The following is a 15,708-nucleotide window of genomic DNA, read 5'->3' on the forward strand; positions in this document are numbered from 1 at the left end:
GTTCACAACGAAGCTGCGTGGAACCAGGGTCGACGGCCGGAGGGCTTGGCGCATGGCATTGATTCCTCATGTGAAATCAACGCCAACCGAATCCAGAATTCCATCAAAAGTGAGTCAGAGCCAATATTGGACGCCGATCGGGGGGCAACATTGCGCGCCGTTCGACAGAAAGCGTGTGGCCCTTTTTACGTTTTTGCGGATCCCTGCATTTCCATGCGCGTTCCTCCGCCAGACTGCTCATGCCCCTGACGGGGCCCGCTGTGGAGGCCGCCGCGGGCCCTTTTTGGGCTCAGGGTTGCGGAGGACCGCAATGGCGACGGGAACGGTGAAGTGGTTCAAATGCCACCAAGGGATTTGGTTTTATCCAGCCTGATGACGGCGGGCACGATGTGTTCGTTCATATCAGCGCCTTAGGGCGTGCGGGATTGCGAGCTGCGCGACGGACAGAAAATCGCTTACGAGCTCTGGTCGCGGATCAACGCTCGGGAAAAACCTGTGCCGAGAACCTTAAGCCGGAATAACGCACCCTCCGAGTCTGGAACTGGATTCGAGTGTTTTTCAGGGTGCTGTTCTTCTCCACCCGGTTGGCATTTGGCGGCTAAGGACGGCGCGCTTTTCGGAGTACGATAACAGCCATCGCACGGGCCGAATTGAGGCGAGGCATCGAAATGTCACTTGACCTCTTGCACGAACTTCCAACTTCGTCAGTTCCGCCCGCATCTGCTCTGGCTGAGCTTCTCATTTCGCAGCTCTCTGCCCGAGGCCAAACGGTCGTTACAGCTGAATCCTGCTCTGCAGGCTCGCTGGCGCACCTTCTGTCTTCCGTGCAGGGCGCCGCGAACTCGCTCACCGGTGGATTTGTCGTCTATCGCAAGTTCGCGAAAGAGCGACTGCTGGGGATCAACCCGGAATTGCTTGCGGAATTTGGCGCGGTTTCTGAAGCGATTGCTCGCGCGATGGCCGTGAACGCCATTGAGCGCAGCGGTGCTGACTTGGCCATCGCTCTGACGGGCGTGACCGGGGTTGAGCCTGATGAAGACGGCAACCCTATTGGACGCGTCCACGTAGCCGCCGTCATGGCCGATGGAACGGTGAAGCACCGCCACTGTGAGTTCGGCAAATCGAGCCCAGATGTTCTACTGCACGCCGCGCTTCAGTCAGCGTTGCTTACTGCGCTCGATCTGATCGCTGAGCCGAAACACTAAAATCGCAGACACCAGCGCTTCCCTTGGCCCTCTGCGAGCAATCCACCCAAGCCTTGGTGCCGAGATCGGGACAGTCGCCGCCGTAAAGCGGCCATTGGTGTGCTGGTTTTCCCGTGCCGGATCTCGGACTGAAATTCTTCGGAGGGCCCCTTGCTCCGTATGTTTCGACCCCGCTGCTCCGAAAGGGGCAGCGGGCCTTTAGCCTGCGCCCGGCGGCATGGCCGTCGGCGATGGAGTAATCCGCGGGGTGCGGCGCTGTCGCGACGGCGGCCAACGTTCCCATCGCCTCTGAATTCGAGCGGCTGACCGCCGCAGATCGCCTGACCGGTGGAACCGGCTGCCTCCAGGCTTTCCTCCCTGAACTTAGCCCGTCGCTCCGAAAGGGGGGCTTTTTGCGTTTAGGCGGGCGCGCGGAGTACTTTTCCCGAGCCAGAAGCCTGGCGGTCCTCACGGCAAGACGGCGATCCGGGTCAGCAATGTGACTAGTTCCGCTTGGCGCTTCGTCTGGGTTTTAGCGAAGAGCGCGGAGAGTTGTGAGCGAACGGTGGATCGGCTGAGGTGCGAGCTGCGGGCAACATCCAACGGCACCTCGCCCCGCGCCATTTTCAGCGCAAGGCGAGTCTCGGCCATGGTCAGTCCAAACATGCGCCGAAGCATGAAGGGACTGGGCTCGAGATGTGCATCAAGATCGAGCAACATGACCACGCTCGTGCCGTCTGGCACGTCGCCCGTGGACTGATTGAGAACGAAAGGGGAGTCGTATTGATTCCAGATTACGATCCAGGCTAGTGGGCCAAGTGCCGGGCGGTTCGGCGCGCGCGCCAGCAATCGCTTGAAGGCGCACGTTAGCTGGTCGAGATCATGAACCGAGCGCGCCTCGCGGCCAAGGATAAGCCGGGCCGTGGCGTTAGCCTCGACGATCGTTCGGCGGTCCTTGAGGAAGATATAGCCGCAACCCACGCGGTCGAGCATGCTCAGAGCCAGGGCGCTGCGAGATTGGCTGTCGCGCGTGTCGGATCGTTCGTCCTGCTGAACAGCCGTCGCTTTCCTAAGTGTCGGATCAGAGATCATAGATCAAACCTCTCTTCCCTCGGTCGGGGAGCGCTGGCGACCGATGGCTTGCAACGTGAGAGCCGCGAAAAGGTTTCTCAATCATCGACCATCATCCGTTTGGACGGACTTGCCGGCGCGATGGACTAGGCGTGCGGGCCTCCGGCTCGCGACGACAGTGCGGACCGGGCAGCGCGAAGACATTTAACAATGTTAATGCGCGAGGCTCGGCGGTCTGCGATCATCTGTATCGTCGCCCGCTGAACTCAAATCTGGCAACACGCCCTAGTCGATTCTTGGCGGGAGTAGGATAGCTGCGGATGCCCCGGTAACGACTGTTAATTGGGGGGACGAATGATCGACGTTTCACCTCGTGGCATTTTAGTGAGCCGGGCGCAGGGGAAGGCGAGCTGGATCTATCACGTCCTGGTTCCATTGAAGGGGCACCACTTTTTGTCTCAACTCGAGCGAATGGACCGATGGCTGAACGAGTGGGAGATTCCCTATGAAGTCGTTCCCAATCGGGCCGATGATTCGGGGTTGGTGGTCCGGTTCCCGAGCGAACGATTCGCCCGCGCCTTTATCTCCGCTCAGCTAGAAGACATCTCAAAGGTTTTGCCGACTTGCCGAACAATAGGCGGACAGCGTCTCAGCGCTCGGCACGGATCAGGAGCTCACTGAACGGGGTGATGCTTCGCGTGAACGGCGGCGGCTTTGACGAGAACCACCTCTAAAGCGGCCAAGACATCGGGACCTATCAGAAGTTCAAGTGTAGTCTCTGTATCTGTTTCGAGGTAAACCACCGCGCCCTCACCGGCGTCGCCACTGATGATCATCTGCTTCAGCTTCGTCACGGTGAAATTGAGATTTTCCGACAGCATCATTTTGTGATTTTCTCCCGTTCCGCTTCGATCATTCAGCGTTACGCTGCTGCATTGGGCCTTACCGGCCACGGCCAGCACATATTTTCCACTTCACAGCCGACCTCGTGGGCGACATGTGAGAGATATTGGGCCCGCGCCTCTGCCGTATCGGGCAGGCAATGCTGGTGTAGCCAATCGAAGTAGTCTTCAATTCTCAGGTTGACGATCTGGGCCGAACAACCGCTGGCCAGCAGATCCATCGCCTGGGCTACTGCCCGCGTCAGCCAGTCTTGATATGTGGGCGGTAGATAATCGCCATCTTTCATCTGGCGAAGTGGGACCTCATTCAGGGCTTCGTAGTCTTCTCGCCGAGATAGCCTCGGCAATGCCGAATTCCTGCGCTCGATGATCCCGCCTCATTCCGGCGCGATCCTTATGTGCGAGCAGGCCACGCTGACCGATCCAGAGCTCGTCGCGCTCTGCCGCGGTATCGTCGTTTCCGAGCAACGGGAGATCACACATACCGGCGATCAGCGATACTGACGCTCGCGGCACGACCGAGATCGGGAGCATCCAGGTCCTTGCAGAAACCCGTTTTCAGGCCTGGCAAGCCATGTCCGCTGCAGCGGCTTGGCGGCGCCGGGGCGAACCCGCGATATCTTCCTTGAGCAACTCGGTATTGATGGCGAAGGCGGCCGCCGCCCCCTCACCCGCGGCCACGATCGCGAACTGCACATGGTCGGAGGCATCGCCGGCGACATAAAGGCCCCGAATGCGTGTCTTGCCGTAGCCCGCCGTCTTCAACGGCTTTCGGCGGTCGGCCTCCAGGCCGAGCTCACGCGCCAATTCGAGGCGCGCCTGCCCCTTGGAGTGGAAGAACAGTGCGTCGACGGCCAGGTCCTCGCCAGCAGCGAATTGAATCCGCTGGAGTTGGCTGCCACGACCTTTCAGCCCCGTAACAGGCTCCTCGCGGGCGCCCGTCATCAGGGCAGCACTGCTGTTGCAGATGCTGGCCCTCCTCCCCGCAATGGCCCAGATGCCGGATCGAGCCCCAAACTCCAGCTCTTCGGCTCCATGTCAGGTACGGCCGGACAGCCATCCTGATTCAAATGACAACAGGGGCGTCGCTCGGGGCGAACCCGACAGCAACGCTCCCGCGCCCAATCTCGAGCGCTGCGAGGGCCTACTCACCCCGCCGAAATCCGGAGACGAGGAGATCGAAAAACCTGCCCCCGACACCGGGACCACCCCAGTCCTCCCACCTGGGAGCGTGCCGAAGCAGTCTCCGGAGTGAACCAGCGAGTTCGGTCGCGCCCTCCAATCATCGGCCAGCTCGTGCCCTCTCACTCACACTCGTCGCGTCCGCTCGCAATCCTGTCGGACAGGCGCGAGCACTTGGCCGTGTCGCACCGGAGTTGTGAGGGTGGCAGCGCCAGCCTGCCGCGTCGGCCATGACGAGCTTTGCGGGCAATCCTTCGATCAGAGCGTGAGCCTGCGGACAATCACCGCGTTGGCCGGCGGTCAGGACGAAGCGCACTGGGCAGCCCAGGCCTCTGACGGCCATATGGATCTTGGTGCTCAGGCCGCCGCGGGAACGGCCAAGGGCCTGATCTTGAGGCCCCCCTTTTTAGCGCCCGACGCGTGCTGGTGAGCGCGGATGATCGTGGAATCGACGATCAGATACTCGAAGTCCGGATCATCCGACATCGCCGCGAAGATGCGCCACCAGACACCCTTGTGGCTCCAGCGGCTGAAGCGGCGGAATACGCTGTTCCAGTCGCCGAAAACCTCCGGCAGATCGCGCCAGGGCGAGCCCGTTCGCACGATCCACAAGACCGCTTCCACGAACATCCGATTGTCGCGACCAGTCGAACCGCGCGTCCTCTCGTCGCCGATGATATGGAGCGATATCCGCTCTCATTGATCGTCCCGAAGAATCAGGCGGTCCAGAACACCCATGGCTGCCTCCAAAAGACAGCCTTGAATCACGCATCACCGCCCATGGGAATCTGGAGGGTTCTGTGAGGTCGCGCGGCACTGATCGTGGAGCGAGGCGCGGCGCGCGACCTCATTGAAGCCGGATTGAACGAAGCCGCCGGCGCGAGGGCCTATGGGTTTTGTGCCTTGGGGCCGCTGCTCAAGGGGCCTCCGACAGGACCGATCGCAGTCCTGATGGGAGCGGGCTGACGGACGCTGCCGGCGGCAGAGCAGTGCGCGGCCGGGAGCCATGGGGGCGCGGGCGCGACGGGAGCGTCGATGATCCGCCTGATGGCTGTGGGACAGAGCCGGGCGCAGGGCATTGCTCGCCGCGACGCAGTGGYGTGCAGGGCAACAGGATCGGGWCTGCGATGCCGATGGCCTCTGGTCATGACGTATCCGGGCAAGGCCGGCAGCGCGGGAGGGTCGCGATGACGCGCATGGCGCCGCCGCAGCACGGGCAAAGCGCCGGATCGAAGGCCGGGCGCGATGGACGGGCGGCCCCCTGGATGYTGGCGTCATGGTCGCTGGTGCGCCTGCTGGCGGTTGCGGCGATGGCCTGGCGGATGAAGACAAGCCTGGAGCGCCTGTGGCCGTTGGCGAGGAAGCCGAAGTGGCGGATGCGGTGGAAGCCGTCGGGCAGTGCGTGCAGCAGGAAGCGGCGGATGAACTCGGCGGGATCGAGCCTCATGGTCCGGGCGGCGTTGCCATGGCGATAGTCGCGCCAGCGGAAGGCGACGCCGTCATCATCYGCGGCGACCAGGCGGTTGTTGGCGATGGCGACACGATGAGTGTACCGCCCAAGGTAGGCCAGCACATGCTCCGGCGAGCCGAAGGGCGGCTTGGCGTAGACGATCCAGTTGACCCTGCGCTGCCCGGCCAGCGCGCTSGCGAACGCCTTGGACCCATTGAGCGCGGCCAGGTCGCCGAAGAAGGCGAGCTCGCCTGCCTCATGCGYCTGGGCAAGCCGTTCGAGGAAGCGGCGACGGAACAGACGCGAGAGAACATGGATGGGCAGGAAGAAGCTCGGCCGGCAGGCGATCCATCGCCCGTCCGGCGCCCATGCGCCGCCTGGAACGAGGCAGTGGATATGGGGATGATGGGAGAGGGTCTGCCCCCAGCTGTGCAGGATGGCGATTCCGCCGATCTCGCCGCCCAGATGCCGCGGATCGGCGGCGATGGTCTTCAAGGTCCAGAGCGCCGCCTCGAACAGAATGCCATAGACGAGGGCCTTGTTCTGAAAGGCGATCGCCCCGATCGCGGCCGGCACGGTGAACACGACATGGAAGTAAGGCGTGGGCAGAAGGTCCTTCACGCGCGCGGCGAGCCAGGCTTCCCGGGCCGCTCCCTGGCACTTCGGGCAGTGCCGGTTGCGGCAGCTGTTGTAGGCGATGCGCCGATGGCTGCAGTCGCCACAGGCTTCGAGATGACCGCCGAGCGCCGCCGTCCGGCACAGCTCGATGGCGCGCATGACCCGCGTCTCGACGCGGCYGAGATGGCCACGCCGTTCCTGGCGGTAGGCGGCTCCATGGCGGCGGAAGATATCCGCCACCTCCAGATCGGCTGCCATGGCCGCCGCTCAGGCAGGCGGCGTCACGGCCAGGTCGAGACGGTCCAGCGGGCTTTGCGTCCTGGCGATCGTCGAGGTCGCCACATGGGTGTAGCGCGCCGTCGTCGACAGATTGCTATGGCCCAGCAGCACCTGGATGATCCGGATATCGGTTCCGCTCTCCAGAAGATGGGTGGCGAAGCTGTGGCGCAGCGTGTGGACGCTGACCCGCTTGGTCAGCCCTGCCGCCTTCGCCGCCGAGCGGCAGGCGGCGTGCAGCACCTGGACATCGATCGGCTTGTCCGGGCTGCGGCCCGGGAACAGCCATGGCGCCGGGCGCGCCAAGCGCCAGTAGCTGCGCAGGATGGCCAGCAGCGCCGCCGACAGCATCACGGTGCGGTCCCTGGCGCCCTTGCCATGCCGGACCTGCAGCACCATCCGGCTGCTGTCGATATCGGCCACCTTCAGGCTCACCGCCTCCGAGGCGCGCAAGCCCGCGGCATAGGCCGTGGTCAGCGCCACCCGCGTCTTCAGCGACGGGACCGCCTCCAGAAAGCGCACGACCTCATCGGCGCTCAGGATCGACGGCAGCTTGCGCGGCGTGCGCGCATAGACGATCCGCTCGGGGATCTCGGCGCGGTCCAGCGTCACGCCGTAGAAGAACCGCAACGCGCACACCGTCTGGTTCAGCGCCGGCCAGGATATCCCCTGCGAGACCAGATGCACCTGGAACGAGCGCACATCCTCAAGCCCGAGCCGGTCCGGCGGGCAGCCGAAATGACGGCTGAACTTCGTCACCGCGTGCAGATACGATCGCTGCGTGGCCGGCGACAGGTTGCGAAGCGTCATGTCGTCGATCATGCGGCGACGAAGGGCGCTCATCGGCTTGGCTTCGGTCATCGGGAGCTCCTGCTGGGCTGGGTGGCTTCAACACCCAAACCCTCCCAGCAGGAGCCTCCCGTCACAAACCCCGCAGCTTTCCCGCGTCAGCGGGTTCGTTCAATCCTGGCGACCAAGGCTGATCTCCCGGAGCGACTGCTCCAACTTGCCTCACGCTCCGATGGGGCCACGGTTGCCTCCTCTCCGAGGCTGCCGAAGCCCTCGCTCGCATGTCCGCGCCAGCGGTGGAACTGTCCAACTCGCCAGCCACGCCCGCTGCCGTGGAGGCCGCGAAGGCGCACATCAACGACCTCGCAGGCATCCTCGTTGACACCCAGGTCATGGTAATGGACGCGGTCGCCTCTCTGGAGCAGCGCGCCGAGTTGGCCGAGGCCGCCCTCGAGGCGATGCGCAAGGCACATGACGCCATCGAGGCCCGCGCCGCCAGGATGGCGCAGGCGCTTGATTGAGGTCAGGGCCGCGGCGGTCGCCCATCTGCCGCCGACCAGCCTCTCGGCGACGGAAAGCCTTGGCCTCGTCGTTGCCGTCACGGACGGACGCAGCCACGCGCTTCTTCCGGAGGGACAAGGCATGACCGAGCACGACCAGCGTTGCCGGGGCAGGGGGGCCGAATACGCCGACAGCATTACTGCCCGCATCAAGGCCGGAAAGGTCCATCCGAGCGGGTATGAAGGGCTAATCCTGTCTCATCTTGACCAGGCTACCTACCGGGATCACCATTCGGCACTGCACGACCTCTCCCTGACACGCTTCGACGGCAGGAGCCGCAACAGCAGATAGGCCTACACTGATCCATGGCTCCCCGGCGTTGGCCTCCCCAGGGTTGGCCGGGTGCAGAAGACCCCGTAGCGCCATGGCTCCCGAGCTGGTGGCTACGGGGTTTTTTCCCACGCTTATGTGCAATTAATTTCAGTAGAACCGGATAAACCAACCATGATGAAAGCCAGACCTCAGCGGGGCTGCTGAAACGCCGCGACGGACGGCTCACTGAGATCGCCCTCTACCGCTCGATGGCATGGGAGCCTCGGATCGAACACATTTCACGGGGCATCCTCGGGTGGCGGGAGCAGGGCGACCTGGCGCAGGATCTCGACGGTGCCGAGCACCGCCCATGCCGGGTCGTTCAGAGCGTGGATCGTGAAGGCACGCCGGGCACAGTCAATGTCGCGCGAGTTACGCAGACATGCCGGCCAGAGWACTTCGATATCGACTTGCCGCTGGCGCTCCTGCCAGTGCTGCATGATGAAGCGCATTACACCCATACAAGGGCCTCCTTGTTAACGGGTTCAGCCRAACTTCCCTCGCGACGTCCTCAACGCCGGCTGCATCAACAGCCGCTACGATCAAGATCCTGCAGATGCTCACTGATCCGGGCATCCTGACGGGTACGTCCACTCGACGCTGATCAACCGCAGAGTTGGCCTTGYCGCCCTCGTCACCCGAGCCGCAGCCGGTAGGCGAGCTGGCGGCAGAGATTGGAGCAGTACTTCGCGTCGGCACGACGCTTTGGGAAGAAGAACGTCGCACACACGTTGCATTTCAGGGGAGGACGTTCGCGCTGTATCCGCGCCCGCCGGGCGCGTTGCCAACAGGCAGTGGAACAGGTCGCCCTCTTGTCCCGAGGGGGAACGAACATGCGATCGCCGCATCCTTCGCAGACCATCTCTGCCGTGCACCAGGTGCGTTCCCAACTGGTAAGGCACGCGTCGCAGACGGGGACGGACGCTTTCACCGTCGCAATCCATCCGATGCGGGGGATAGACGGATCGAGGTAGTCCCTGGCGACCGTTTCTGAGACGATAAAGGGGGCGGCGTCCGCCGGGAACGCCACCGAGCAGCGCGTGCAATGGCCGGGCTGGAGAGAAAAAACCGGGGGCTTCATGGTTACAGCTACCCGAATACCGATCCGACGGACAATCGCTGCTTTAGCACTAGCAGTGTCAGCGTTCTCTGTTTGTGCTGGCCGTTCTGCAGCCCTGATGCTCGTTGTTACGGGTAGGAGGAGACCGACGTGCGCGTTGCTACGGATATCTGTAACAAAATAGCGACGAAGAGTTCTTGGCGTTACAGATAATTGAAAAACCTGCTGGGCATTAAGTTGCTTATCTGTAACAACGCCAAGAGGGCCGGATTTCGGCTATCCGTAACGCCTCAGTGCTGCATGATGAGGCGCACGGGCGGCTCGCGCTGGCGATGGGAGCGGATCGAGACCATAGAGGCGACGCTCAATTCCCGCCTGTGCCGGCTCCTGGCGCGGCTTGAAGCAAAGCGCACATCCCGCCCATAGCGACAGCCGGAGGGCGCCTCAGCTGCTTCCAGGCAGAGCCTGGCTGAGAATGACAAGGGATTGGCCGCGGTTAATATCGACCCGCGAGCGCCGGCCACGCATGGTCCCGGCCTATGAAAGTCCCCGAACCCCGCTTTCTCAACGACAACGACCCCGACGGCCCGATCATCTACAACGACCCGGATGCGCCTAAGCCTATGTCGAAGGCACGGCGGCTGGTGTGCTTGTTGATAGGCACCGTCTTGTTGGGATGCGCCTTGATAGCATTCATTGCTGGGGCCGAAGGCCCGAAGCGCGGCCTAATGTTCATCGCCGCCTTCGGCTTCGCATTCGGCGGGGTAGTCTTATTGTTCTCAGCGCTGTTCGCGAATTTTTCGCTTGCCCGTGAAAGACGCGGCCGGGCCGGGAATTGATATCGTGAGCAAATTGGAGAAGTTTGTGGAAAGTAAAATTGAGATATTGAATATCACTCAGGGCAATGTTCTTGGATTTTGGTCGACAAGGATATGGCTAAATAAGACCAAAAAAGGCACATTTACGTGCAGCGCGAAAGAAAAGCTCCAAGAATGTGGGGTATCTCGCGATCTTCCAGCCAATAAAGGCCTGCGCAGCGGCAGTGAAATTTACGAAGCCGTCGCCAATTTCACGGACAACTACGAACTGTGCCTCGACGACGCCGACTGGCATGACGTAGCCAAAGCGCTAGCCACATTCAATCAAGAGCTCGAGAGCGAATTTCTGGTTGCTTGGCAGGAATACAGCAAGTCACGCTGACTACACCCACGGCCACGTGATGTGGCCTGGCTAAGGTTGATCCGACCTGGTCGAGCGCCATTGATCGGTTGGGCATTGCCAGCTAGCCCTGAATGGCCGCGTCGCAGCCGCGACCGTCGTGCGGAACCTCGACCAGCGCCTTATTGCGGATTCCGACGAATTCGGCGGGCAATTCCGATATGAATTCGGCACCCTGTTCCGATTTCATTCCGGCACCCCATTCCGATTTGAAGCCGGCAGGTGCGAGGTGATTTGCCTGGGTCGTTCGTGATGATTGTCGTGGATGGATTTGACGGTCAAGCGATCGTGGCTGGAGGGCTCTGCGACTGGCGTTTTCGCATGCTCTCGCCGGCGAGTTCGATGCGGTAGGCATTGTGGGCAATACGATCCATGACGGCGTCGGCGATCGTGGGATTCCCGATAATCTCGTACCAGCGGTCCACGGGGATCTGGCTGGTGATGATGGTGGCGCGGCGCTCGTAACSATCCTCGGTGAGTTCGAGGAGATCGCGTCGCTGGGTATCGTCGAGTTTTTCCGGCCCCCAGTCGTCGATGATCAGGAGTTCGACCCTGGCGAGCGCCTTGAGCAGGCGGGCGTAGCGGCCCTCGTCACGGGCCTGGGCCAGGGTGGTGAAGAGCCTCGGGGCGCGATGGTAGGCGACCGAGACATCGTCGCGGCAGGCCTTTTGCCCGAGGGCGCAGGCGAGCCAGCTCTTGCCGACGCCGGCCGGCCCGGTGATCAGCAAGCTGCGATGCTGACGGATCCAGTCGCCGCCGGCGAGGCTGAGGAAGAGCCCGCGGTCGAGGCCGCGCGACGCCTTGAAGTCAACATCCTCGATGCTGGCGTTGTGGCGCAGCCTGGCGGTGCGTGCGCGGTTCTCGAAGCGTTTTTGGCTGCGCGCGGTGCTCTCGCGTTCGAGCAGGAGGGCGAGCCAGTCGGCATGTTCGAGGGCGCGGCTTTCGGGCTGGGCCTGGAGCTCCTGGAAGCTCTTGGCCATGCCGTGCAGTCCGAGCCCGGCGAGCAAGGTCATGGTGGGATGGATCAACATGATGATGTCTCCTGGTGTCAGTGGAAGTAGCCGGGGCCGCGCAGATTGCTGTGCTCGATGATGGCGGCGGGTTCGGTGGAGGTCCTGGCTGGTGCCGCGGCTTGTCTGGCGGCGATGGCGGCAACCGCGCGGTAGGCGAAAGCGCCGATCTCGAGGGCGCGCGCGGAGACGGCTTCGGCCTGGGACGGCTTGAGGTCGCGGAACAGGCGCAGTACGCCGAGGCAGGTTCTGAAGCCGTGTTCGGGATGCGGGCGGTTGGCCAGGATGGCAATGACCAGGCCCTCCGTGCTCGGGCCCACCGTCGCCGCCCAGCGCCGAAGCCGTTCAGGGCTCCAGTCGGCGTAGCGCCGGTGAGAGCTCGGCATGTGATCGGGGTTGGTACCGTGCCGGCGTCCGCCATAGCGGCGCTGGTGAGCGGCGACGCGCTGGCCGCGATGGAAGACCTCGATCGTCCGGCTGGTGGCCCGCAGATCGACCTGTTCGCGGATCAGGCCGTGGGGGACGGAGTAGAAATAGCCGTCATACTCGACGTGGTAATCGACGCCGGCGCGGGCCAGGCGCCACTCGGCGAACTCGTAATCCTCGGGCAGTACCGCCAGGGCCGGCCGCTCGACGGTCTCGAACAGATGGCGGCGGGTGACGCCAAGGCGCCGGATGACATGGTCGTTGATCCGGTCGACGGCGTCGCGGATCGCGGCATTGGCCTCGGCCAGCGAGAAGAAGGTCTGGTTGCGCAAGCGTCCAAGGATGGCGCTTTGCGCGAAGCGGACCCCGTTCTCGACCTTCGCCTTGTCGCGCGGTTTGCGGACGCGGGCCGGCAGTACGCCGACGCCGTAATGCGAGGCCATCATGCCGTAGCTGCGGTTGAGATCCGGATCGTAGAACGAAGCCTTGTTGACGCCGGCCTTCAGGTTGTCCGGCACGATCAGGCGGGGGACGCCGCCGAAAAACCGSAACATCCGCACATGCGAGCCGATCCAGTCCGGCAGGGCCTGGGTCCAACTTGCCTCGGCGAAGGTGAAGTTCGAGGCGCCAAGCACGCCGACGAAAATCTCGGCCTCCCGGATGACGCCGGTCCGGGCATCGACGATGCCGAGMTTCTTGCCGGAATAATCGACGAAGACCTTGTCGCCGGCGACGTGCTCCTGACGCATGGTCGGCGACAGCCGACGCTGGAAGCCGCGCAGGAGGTCACAGAAACGGCTATAGCCGTAGCCCTGCGGATGGACGCCGCGATACTCCTCCCACAGGATCGCCATCGTCACGCCGGGCTTCTTCAGCTCGACGACGAGGTCGCCCCAGTTCGGCTCGGGGCGGCGACGCGCCCCCGAAAGAGCACCGGATCGCGCGAACAACCGGCCTGCCAGCGCATCATCGCTCAGCTCCGCCGGCAGCGGCCAGGACAGGCCGGCTTCCCGGGCTCGYGCCARGTTCCCCTGCACGGTACTGCGCGCCACACCAAGACGACGCCCGATCTCGCCGGGGCTCARATCTTCCTCAGCCAAACGCAGCATCTGCCGCAGTTGYCTCATGGTCAGCTTCCTCTTCGCAGGCATCACGGTCTCCGTCTCGGTCGATACGGAAAACGTCTGCCAGAGTGGCTGACCCAGGCCTCCAACACCCCCTTCAGGGTGCCGGCTTCATCTCGGAATCACATGCCGGCTTCAAATCGGAATGCCCTGCCGGCTTCGCTTCGGAATACCCCGCCCGCTTCAATCGGAATCCGCACCTTATCGACCGCGTGATGCGATATCGAGAATTGCGCGCAAGGCGGTTCGGATCACAGTGAATTGAGGCTCTATCTCAGGCTGAACCCAATTGCCCAGGGCGACGTGCTCGGCGTCAGCCTCCCCGGCAAACTCATAGACATGCTCCATCAGGGCCTCGATGCTCGGGTCATAATCCGCAGACCGCTCGCCGATCCCGGCAGACATCTCAGGCTTGTTCGTCCTTGCACCATCTCCTCATCTCAATCGGTGAGAGTAGCCGGGCCTCAGGATCTGATGTGGTCAGACTTTTACAACGCCCGCCGCGAGGCAGGCATCCCGATCGGGAACGGTGGCGGCGACCGCAAGTCCTTCATGATGAGCAACGTGCGCCAGGAGGCCAGCCCGCAATGGGTCGAAAGCGTCATGAGATACTTAGAAGCCCAAAAAACCGGGCGAGTACCCCCTCAATAGCCGCCTCAGTCTCGACAGGAAGCTGCTCGCCCTCCTTATCAGGGTCGATCGCCTTCATCAGCGCATAGGCCAAATCATAGATGTCGTCCTGCAGGCCCTCTTTCAGGCCCTCAATCAAGCACTTTCGGGTCGATCTGCATCGTATCCTCCCTCTCAACAGCCGAGATTAGCATGGCCGAAGCGTGGGGGCTGGTCGCCACAAGGACATCGGCCTCACCGCTCATGCCATCCACGAGGCTCGCCTCGTCCGCGATGCCGAGGAGAACTTGGTGTCGTCAGGGACACTAAGTTGATCCGTGCAGGGGCCCGTCCTATCCCGCCAACCGCTTCCACCAGGACCTTGCGGGCCGCTGATCCGTGAGAAGCCTCGTCGCCGTCTCAGCCTGCGAGCGCCATCCGTCGCGCTCCTGCCGGAGGTCATCCACCTGCCGATCGACGCCGGCCTGCATCCCCTGCAGCGCCTTACCCGCGGCATCAAGGGCCGCCAGTTGGACGGGAGGCTCGGGTGTCCTGGATGTCTCGACGGTTCACCATTACTCACCTTCATCCAGTTTGCAGATGCGGAACATCGCGACGGTGACCGCAATGACCAGGAGGCCGATGGGGAGGAGAACTGTCGGGCCTCCATATGCCCAGCCGCCGAGGCAGAGTGTGCCGTGCACGGCGAGGAGGTTGGAGGCCGTGCGGGCGGTCATGCAGCTTTCCCCGCCTTTGATGGCGATTAAGGGAGGTCGGCTTCCAGAACGCCCTGCGCAGCCATTTCCGTAGCCGTACACGGGGACGGACGCCCTCGCGCTGTTGCCCTGCATCACGTCAGTTCGTGGGCAACAAGGCCGGCAGGCCGTCTCCATCGCCATTTGAACTGTAAAAGCCAGCGGCGTATTTGCCCCTACATAAGGGGCGGATCTGCCCCTAACCGAGGTCATTCGCTAGGGGCGCCCGTGCCCCTACTGCGCTAGGGGCGCCCGTGCCCCTACTGTATATATTTCGGTCTAAGGGGCGTATTAAGAGAACACCAGAGCCACCCTGAAACTGCCCTGTCCTGTCCCTGGCCCGGCTTCCAGCAGCGGGCGGCCCTTGGGTGCCTCCTCGCAAGAGCCGCTTGGCCTGATTTTTGGCCTCACGCCGTAGTGGTCGGCCCTCCCGGTCGCGGTGGCGGTGGCCCTCTTACTGCGGCAAGTGCCCTACGAACATGGGCGGCCGATTTTTGGTCTCTACCCGCCGCTATTAAACGACGGGCCTCCTCGCAGGTTTTGACCGTGCGCCACTCATCGGTCGGGTCCATCTGCCGTCCATCTGACCAACGCCCCTTGAGGAAGGTGAGCCGATAGGTCGAAGGCCGGCGCAATGTCGAGATCGAATGGCGGCCCTTCTCTGTGGTGATCAGCAGCCCCACCGCTTCGCATTCGCGGATGGCGGGCGCGATCGAGCGGCCACGGATGCCATGCTCGCAAAAATTCGCGTAGGTGCACTTCAGCTTGTCGGCAGTGTGCCCGCCGTGAGCCATATGCTCGAGCATCAGCCGATCGAGGACGAGGCGAGCGTCGGATGAAACCTCCCGCCATGCTGGCGAAGCCAAAAGGCTCTGAGCGAGCATGACGAATGGTTCCTGGATCGAAGGCCGGGACCGGCGGCTCATGCGGTGTCGCCTCCCTCAGACGAGAGCGACAGGCGCCCCAGCTCGAGGGCCAGGATGCCGATGCTGATGCCCTGCGCCCTGGCGACATCATCGGCGTCGGTGCGATCTTGCCGGGACGCAGGTGCGCTCATGCCGGTAGCGCTCTTGCGGCGCAAGGGCCGCGAGGTGTAGCTTTCCATCTGAAAATTTCCTTTGGGGGAGGTTTTCAAATTCGGCTCGGCTAGGCGTTGGCGCG

At 63.2% G+C, this 15,708-nt stretch carries 19 protein-coding genes and 2 pseudogenes; 7 read left to right on the plus strand and 14 right to left on the minus strand.

Features of this window, described 5'->3' with window-relative positions; all coding sequences use genetic code 11:
- The first annotated feature begins 310 nt into the window (after window positions 1-310).
- Window positions 311-521, plus strand: a pseudogene (locus AC1DRP_RS15260) (cold-shock protein).
- 147 nt (window positions 522-668) lie between these two features.
- The gene (locus AC1DRP_RS15265) at window positions 669-1,205 is read left to right on the plus strand and encodes a CinA family protein (protein WP_476768880.1); all 537 of its coding nucleotides are present in this window, start codon (window positions 669-671) and stop codon (window positions 1,203-1,205) included.
- Window positions 1,206-1,652: 447 nt separating this feature from the next.
- On the opposite strand, the gene AC1DRP_RS15270 is transcribed toward AC1DRP_RS15265, so the two are convergent.
- From AC1DRP_RS15270 to AC1DRP_RS15280, 3 genes are all read right to left on the minus strand, one after another.
- Window positions 1,653-2,276, minus strand: a complete 624-nt coding sequence (locus AC1DRP_RS15270; RefSeq protein WP_476768881.1) for a helix-turn-helix transcriptional regulator — start codon at window positions 2,274-2,276, stop codon at window positions 1,653-1,655.
- Between the two features lie 653 nt (window positions 2,277-2,929).
- Window positions 2,930-3,139 (minus strand): hypothetical protein, encoded by a 210-nt coding sequence (locus AC1DRP_RS15275; protein WP_476768882.1) that lies wholly within the window; start codon window positions 3,137-3,139, stop codon window positions 2,930-2,932.
- A gap of 38 nt (window positions 3,140-3,177) precedes the next feature.
- The gene (locus AC1DRP_RS15280; protein WP_476768883.1) at window positions 3,178-3,444 is read right to left on the minus strand and encodes a hypothetical protein; all 267 of its coding nucleotides are present in this window, start codon (window positions 3,442-3,444) and stop codon (window positions 3,178-3,180) included.
- Window positions 3,445-3,514: 70 nt separating this feature from the next.
- On the opposite strand from AC1DRP_RS15280, the gene AC1DRP_RS15285 reads away from it, so the two are divergent.
- A complete protein-coding gene (locus tag AC1DRP_RS15285; protein WP_476768909.1) occupies window positions 3,515-3,661 on the plus strand; it encodes a hypothetical protein in 147 nt (48 codons plus the stop codon).
- 54 nt (window positions 3,662-3,715) lie between these two features.
- On the opposite strand, the gene AC1DRP_RS15290 is transcribed toward AC1DRP_RS15285, so the two are convergent.
- The 4 genes and pseudogenes from AC1DRP_RS15290 to AC1DRP_RS15305 all read right to left on the minus strand — a co-directional run bounded on the left by AC1DRP_RS15290 (window position 3,716) and on the right by AC1DRP_RS15305 (window position 7,544).
- A complete protein-coding gene (locus AC1DRP_RS15290) occupies window positions 3,716-4,102 on the minus strand; it encodes a hypothetical protein (protein WP_476768884.1) in 387 nt (128 codons plus the stop codon).
- A gap of 394 nt (window positions 4,103-4,496) precedes the next feature.
- Window positions 4,497-5,029: pseudogene (locus AC1DRP_RS15295) on the minus strand (IS5 family transposase); the annotation flags it as partial.
- A gap of 454 nt (window positions 5,030-5,483) precedes the next feature.
- The gene (locus AC1DRP_RS15300; protein WP_476768885.1) at window positions 5,484-6,665 is read right to left on the minus strand and encodes an IS91 family transposase; all 1,182 of its coding nucleotides are present in this window, start codon (window positions 6,663-6,665) and stop codon (window positions 5,484-5,486) included.
- 9 nt (window positions 6,666-6,674) lie between these two features.
- Window positions 6,675-7,544 carry a site-specific integrase gene (locus AC1DRP_RS15305; protein WP_476768886.1) on the minus strand — a complete coding sequence of 290 codons (870 nt, stop codon included), beginning with the start codon at window positions 7,542-7,544 and terminating at the stop codon, window positions 6,675-6,677.
- Window positions 7,545-7,753: 209 nt separating this feature from the next.
- Between AC1DRP_RS15305 and AC1DRP_RS15310 the strand changes: the two genes are divergently transcribed.
- The gene (locus AC1DRP_RS15310) at window positions 7,754-7,993 is read left to right on the plus strand and encodes a hypothetical protein (protein ID WP_476768887.1); all 240 of its coding nucleotides are present in this window, start codon (window positions 7,754-7,756) and stop codon (window positions 7,991-7,993) included.
- Window positions 7,986-8,324 (plus strand): hypothetical protein, encoded by a 339-nt coding sequence (locus AC1DRP_RS15315; RefSeq protein WP_476768888.1) that lies wholly within the window; start codon window positions 7,986-7,988, stop codon window positions 8,322-8,324. The genes AC1DRP_RS15310 and AC1DRP_RS15315 overlap by 8 nt, the downstream gene beginning before the upstream one ends.
- A gap of 260 nt (window positions 8,325-8,584) precedes the next feature.
- Here the strand turns inward: AC1DRP_RS15315 and AC1DRP_RS15320 are convergent, their stop codons facing one another.
- Complete coding sequence (locus AC1DRP_RS15320; protein WP_476768889.1) at window positions 8,585-8,806, minus strand: hypothetical protein; 222 nt, start codon at window positions 8,804-8,806, stop codon at window positions 8,585-8,587.
- Window positions 8,807-9,944: 1,138 nt separating this feature from the next.
- Between AC1DRP_RS15320 and AC1DRP_RS15325 the strand changes: the two genes are divergently transcribed.
- Together AC1DRP_RS15325 and AC1DRP_RS15330 are read left to right on the plus strand one after the other, a co-directional pair.
- Complete coding sequence (locus AC1DRP_RS15325) at window positions 9,945-10,244, plus strand: hypothetical protein (RefSeq protein ID WP_476768890.1); 300 nt, start codon at window positions 9,945-9,947, stop codon at window positions 10,242-10,244.
- A 4-nt stretch (window positions 10,245-10,248) separates the two neighbouring features.
- Window positions 10,249-10,605, plus strand: coding sequence for a hypothetical protein (locus AC1DRP_RS15330; protein ID WP_476768891.1), 357 nt, complete (start codon window positions 10,249-10,251; stop codon window positions 10,603-10,605).
- 296 nt (window positions 10,606-10,901) lie between these two features.
- On the opposite strand, the gene istB is transcribed toward AC1DRP_RS15330, so the two are convergent.
- From istB to AC1DRP_RS15360, 6 genes are all read right to left on the minus strand, one after another.
- Window positions 10,902-11,654, minus strand: a complete 753-nt coding sequence (gene istB / locus AC1DRP_RS15335) for an IS21-like element helper ATPase IstB (RefSeq protein ID WP_476768892.1) — start codon at window positions 11,652-11,654, stop codon at window positions 10,902-10,904.
- Window positions 11,655-11,671: 17 nt separating this feature from the next.
- Window positions 11,672-13,210 (minus strand): IS21 family transposase, encoded by a 1,539-nt coding sequence (gene istA / locus AC1DRP_RS15340; protein WP_476768893.1) that lies wholly within the window; start codon window positions 13,208-13,210, stop codon window positions 11,672-11,674.
- Between the two features lie 574 nt (window positions 13,211-13,784).
- Window positions 13,785-13,952, minus strand: coding sequence for a hypothetical protein (locus AC1DRP_RS15345; protein WP_476768894.1), 168 nt, complete (start codon window positions 13,950-13,952; stop codon window positions 13,785-13,787).
- Window positions 13,953-14,367: 415 nt separating this feature from the next.
- The gene (locus AC1DRP_RS15350; protein ID WP_476768895.1) at window positions 14,368-14,529 is read right to left on the minus strand and encodes a hypothetical protein; all 162 of its coding nucleotides are present in this window, start codon (window positions 14,527-14,529) and stop codon (window positions 14,368-14,370) included.
- A gap of 425 nt (window positions 14,530-14,954) precedes the next feature.
- Window positions 14,955-15,431, minus strand: coding sequence for a hypothetical protein (locus tag AC1DRP_RS15355; RefSeq protein WP_476768896.1), 477 nt, complete (start codon window positions 15,429-15,431; stop codon window positions 14,955-14,957).
- A gap of 38 nt (window positions 15,432-15,469) precedes the next feature.
- Window positions 15,470-15,652 (minus strand): hypothetical protein, encoded by a 183-nt coding sequence (locus AC1DRP_RS15360; RefSeq protein ID WP_476768897.1) that lies wholly within the window; start codon window positions 15,650-15,652, stop codon window positions 15,470-15,472.
- Between the last annotated feature and the right edge of the window lie 56 nt (window positions 15,653-15,708).

The organism is Allobosea sp. 01N443, assembly GCF_056399325.1.

Coding starts and splice junctions, on each gene's coding strand:
- AC1DRP_RS15265 (WP_476768880.1), top strand. CDS start 669: ATGTCACTTGACCTCTTGCACGAACTTCCAACTTCGTCAGTTCCGCCC.
- AC1DRP_RS15270 (WP_476768881.1), bottom strand. CDS start 2,276: ATGATCTCTGATCCGACACTTAGGAAAGCGACGGCTGTTCAGCAGGAC.
- AC1DRP_RS15275 (WP_476768882.1), bottom strand. CDS start 3,139: ATGATGCTGTCGGAAAATCTCAATTTCACCGTGACGAAGCTGAAGCAG.
- AC1DRP_RS15280 (WP_476768883.1), bottom strand. CDS start 3,444: ATGAAAGATGGCGATTATCTACCGCCCACATATCAAGACTGGCTGACG.
- AC1DRP_RS15290 (WP_476768884.1), bottom strand. CDS start 4,102: ATGACGGGCGCCCGCGAGGAGCCTGTTACGGGGCTGAAAGGTCGTGGC.
- AC1DRP_RS15305 (WP_476768886.1), bottom strand. CDS start 7,544: ATGACCGAAGCCAAGCCGATGAGCGCCCTTCGTCGCCGCATGATCGAC.
- AC1DRP_RS15310 (WP_476768887.1), top strand. CDS start 7,754: ATGTCCGCGCCAGCGGTGGAACTGTCCAACTCGCCAGCCACGCCCGCT.
- AC1DRP_RS15325 (WP_476768890.1), top strand. CDS start 9,945: ATGAAAGTCCCCGAACCCCGCTTTCTCAACGACAACGACCCCGACGGC.
- AC1DRP_RS15350 (WP_476768895.1), bottom strand. CDS start 14,529: ATGACCGCCCGCACGGCCTCCAACCTCCTCGCCGTGCACGGCACACTC.
- AC1DRP_RS15355 (WP_476768896.1), bottom strand. CDS start 15,431: ATGCTCGCTCAGAGCCTTTTGGCTTCGCCAGCATGGCGGGAGGTTTCA.
- AC1DRP_RS15360 (WP_476768897.1), bottom strand. CDS start 15,652: ATGGAAAGCTACACCTCGCGGCCCTTGCGCCGCAAGAGCGCTACCGGC.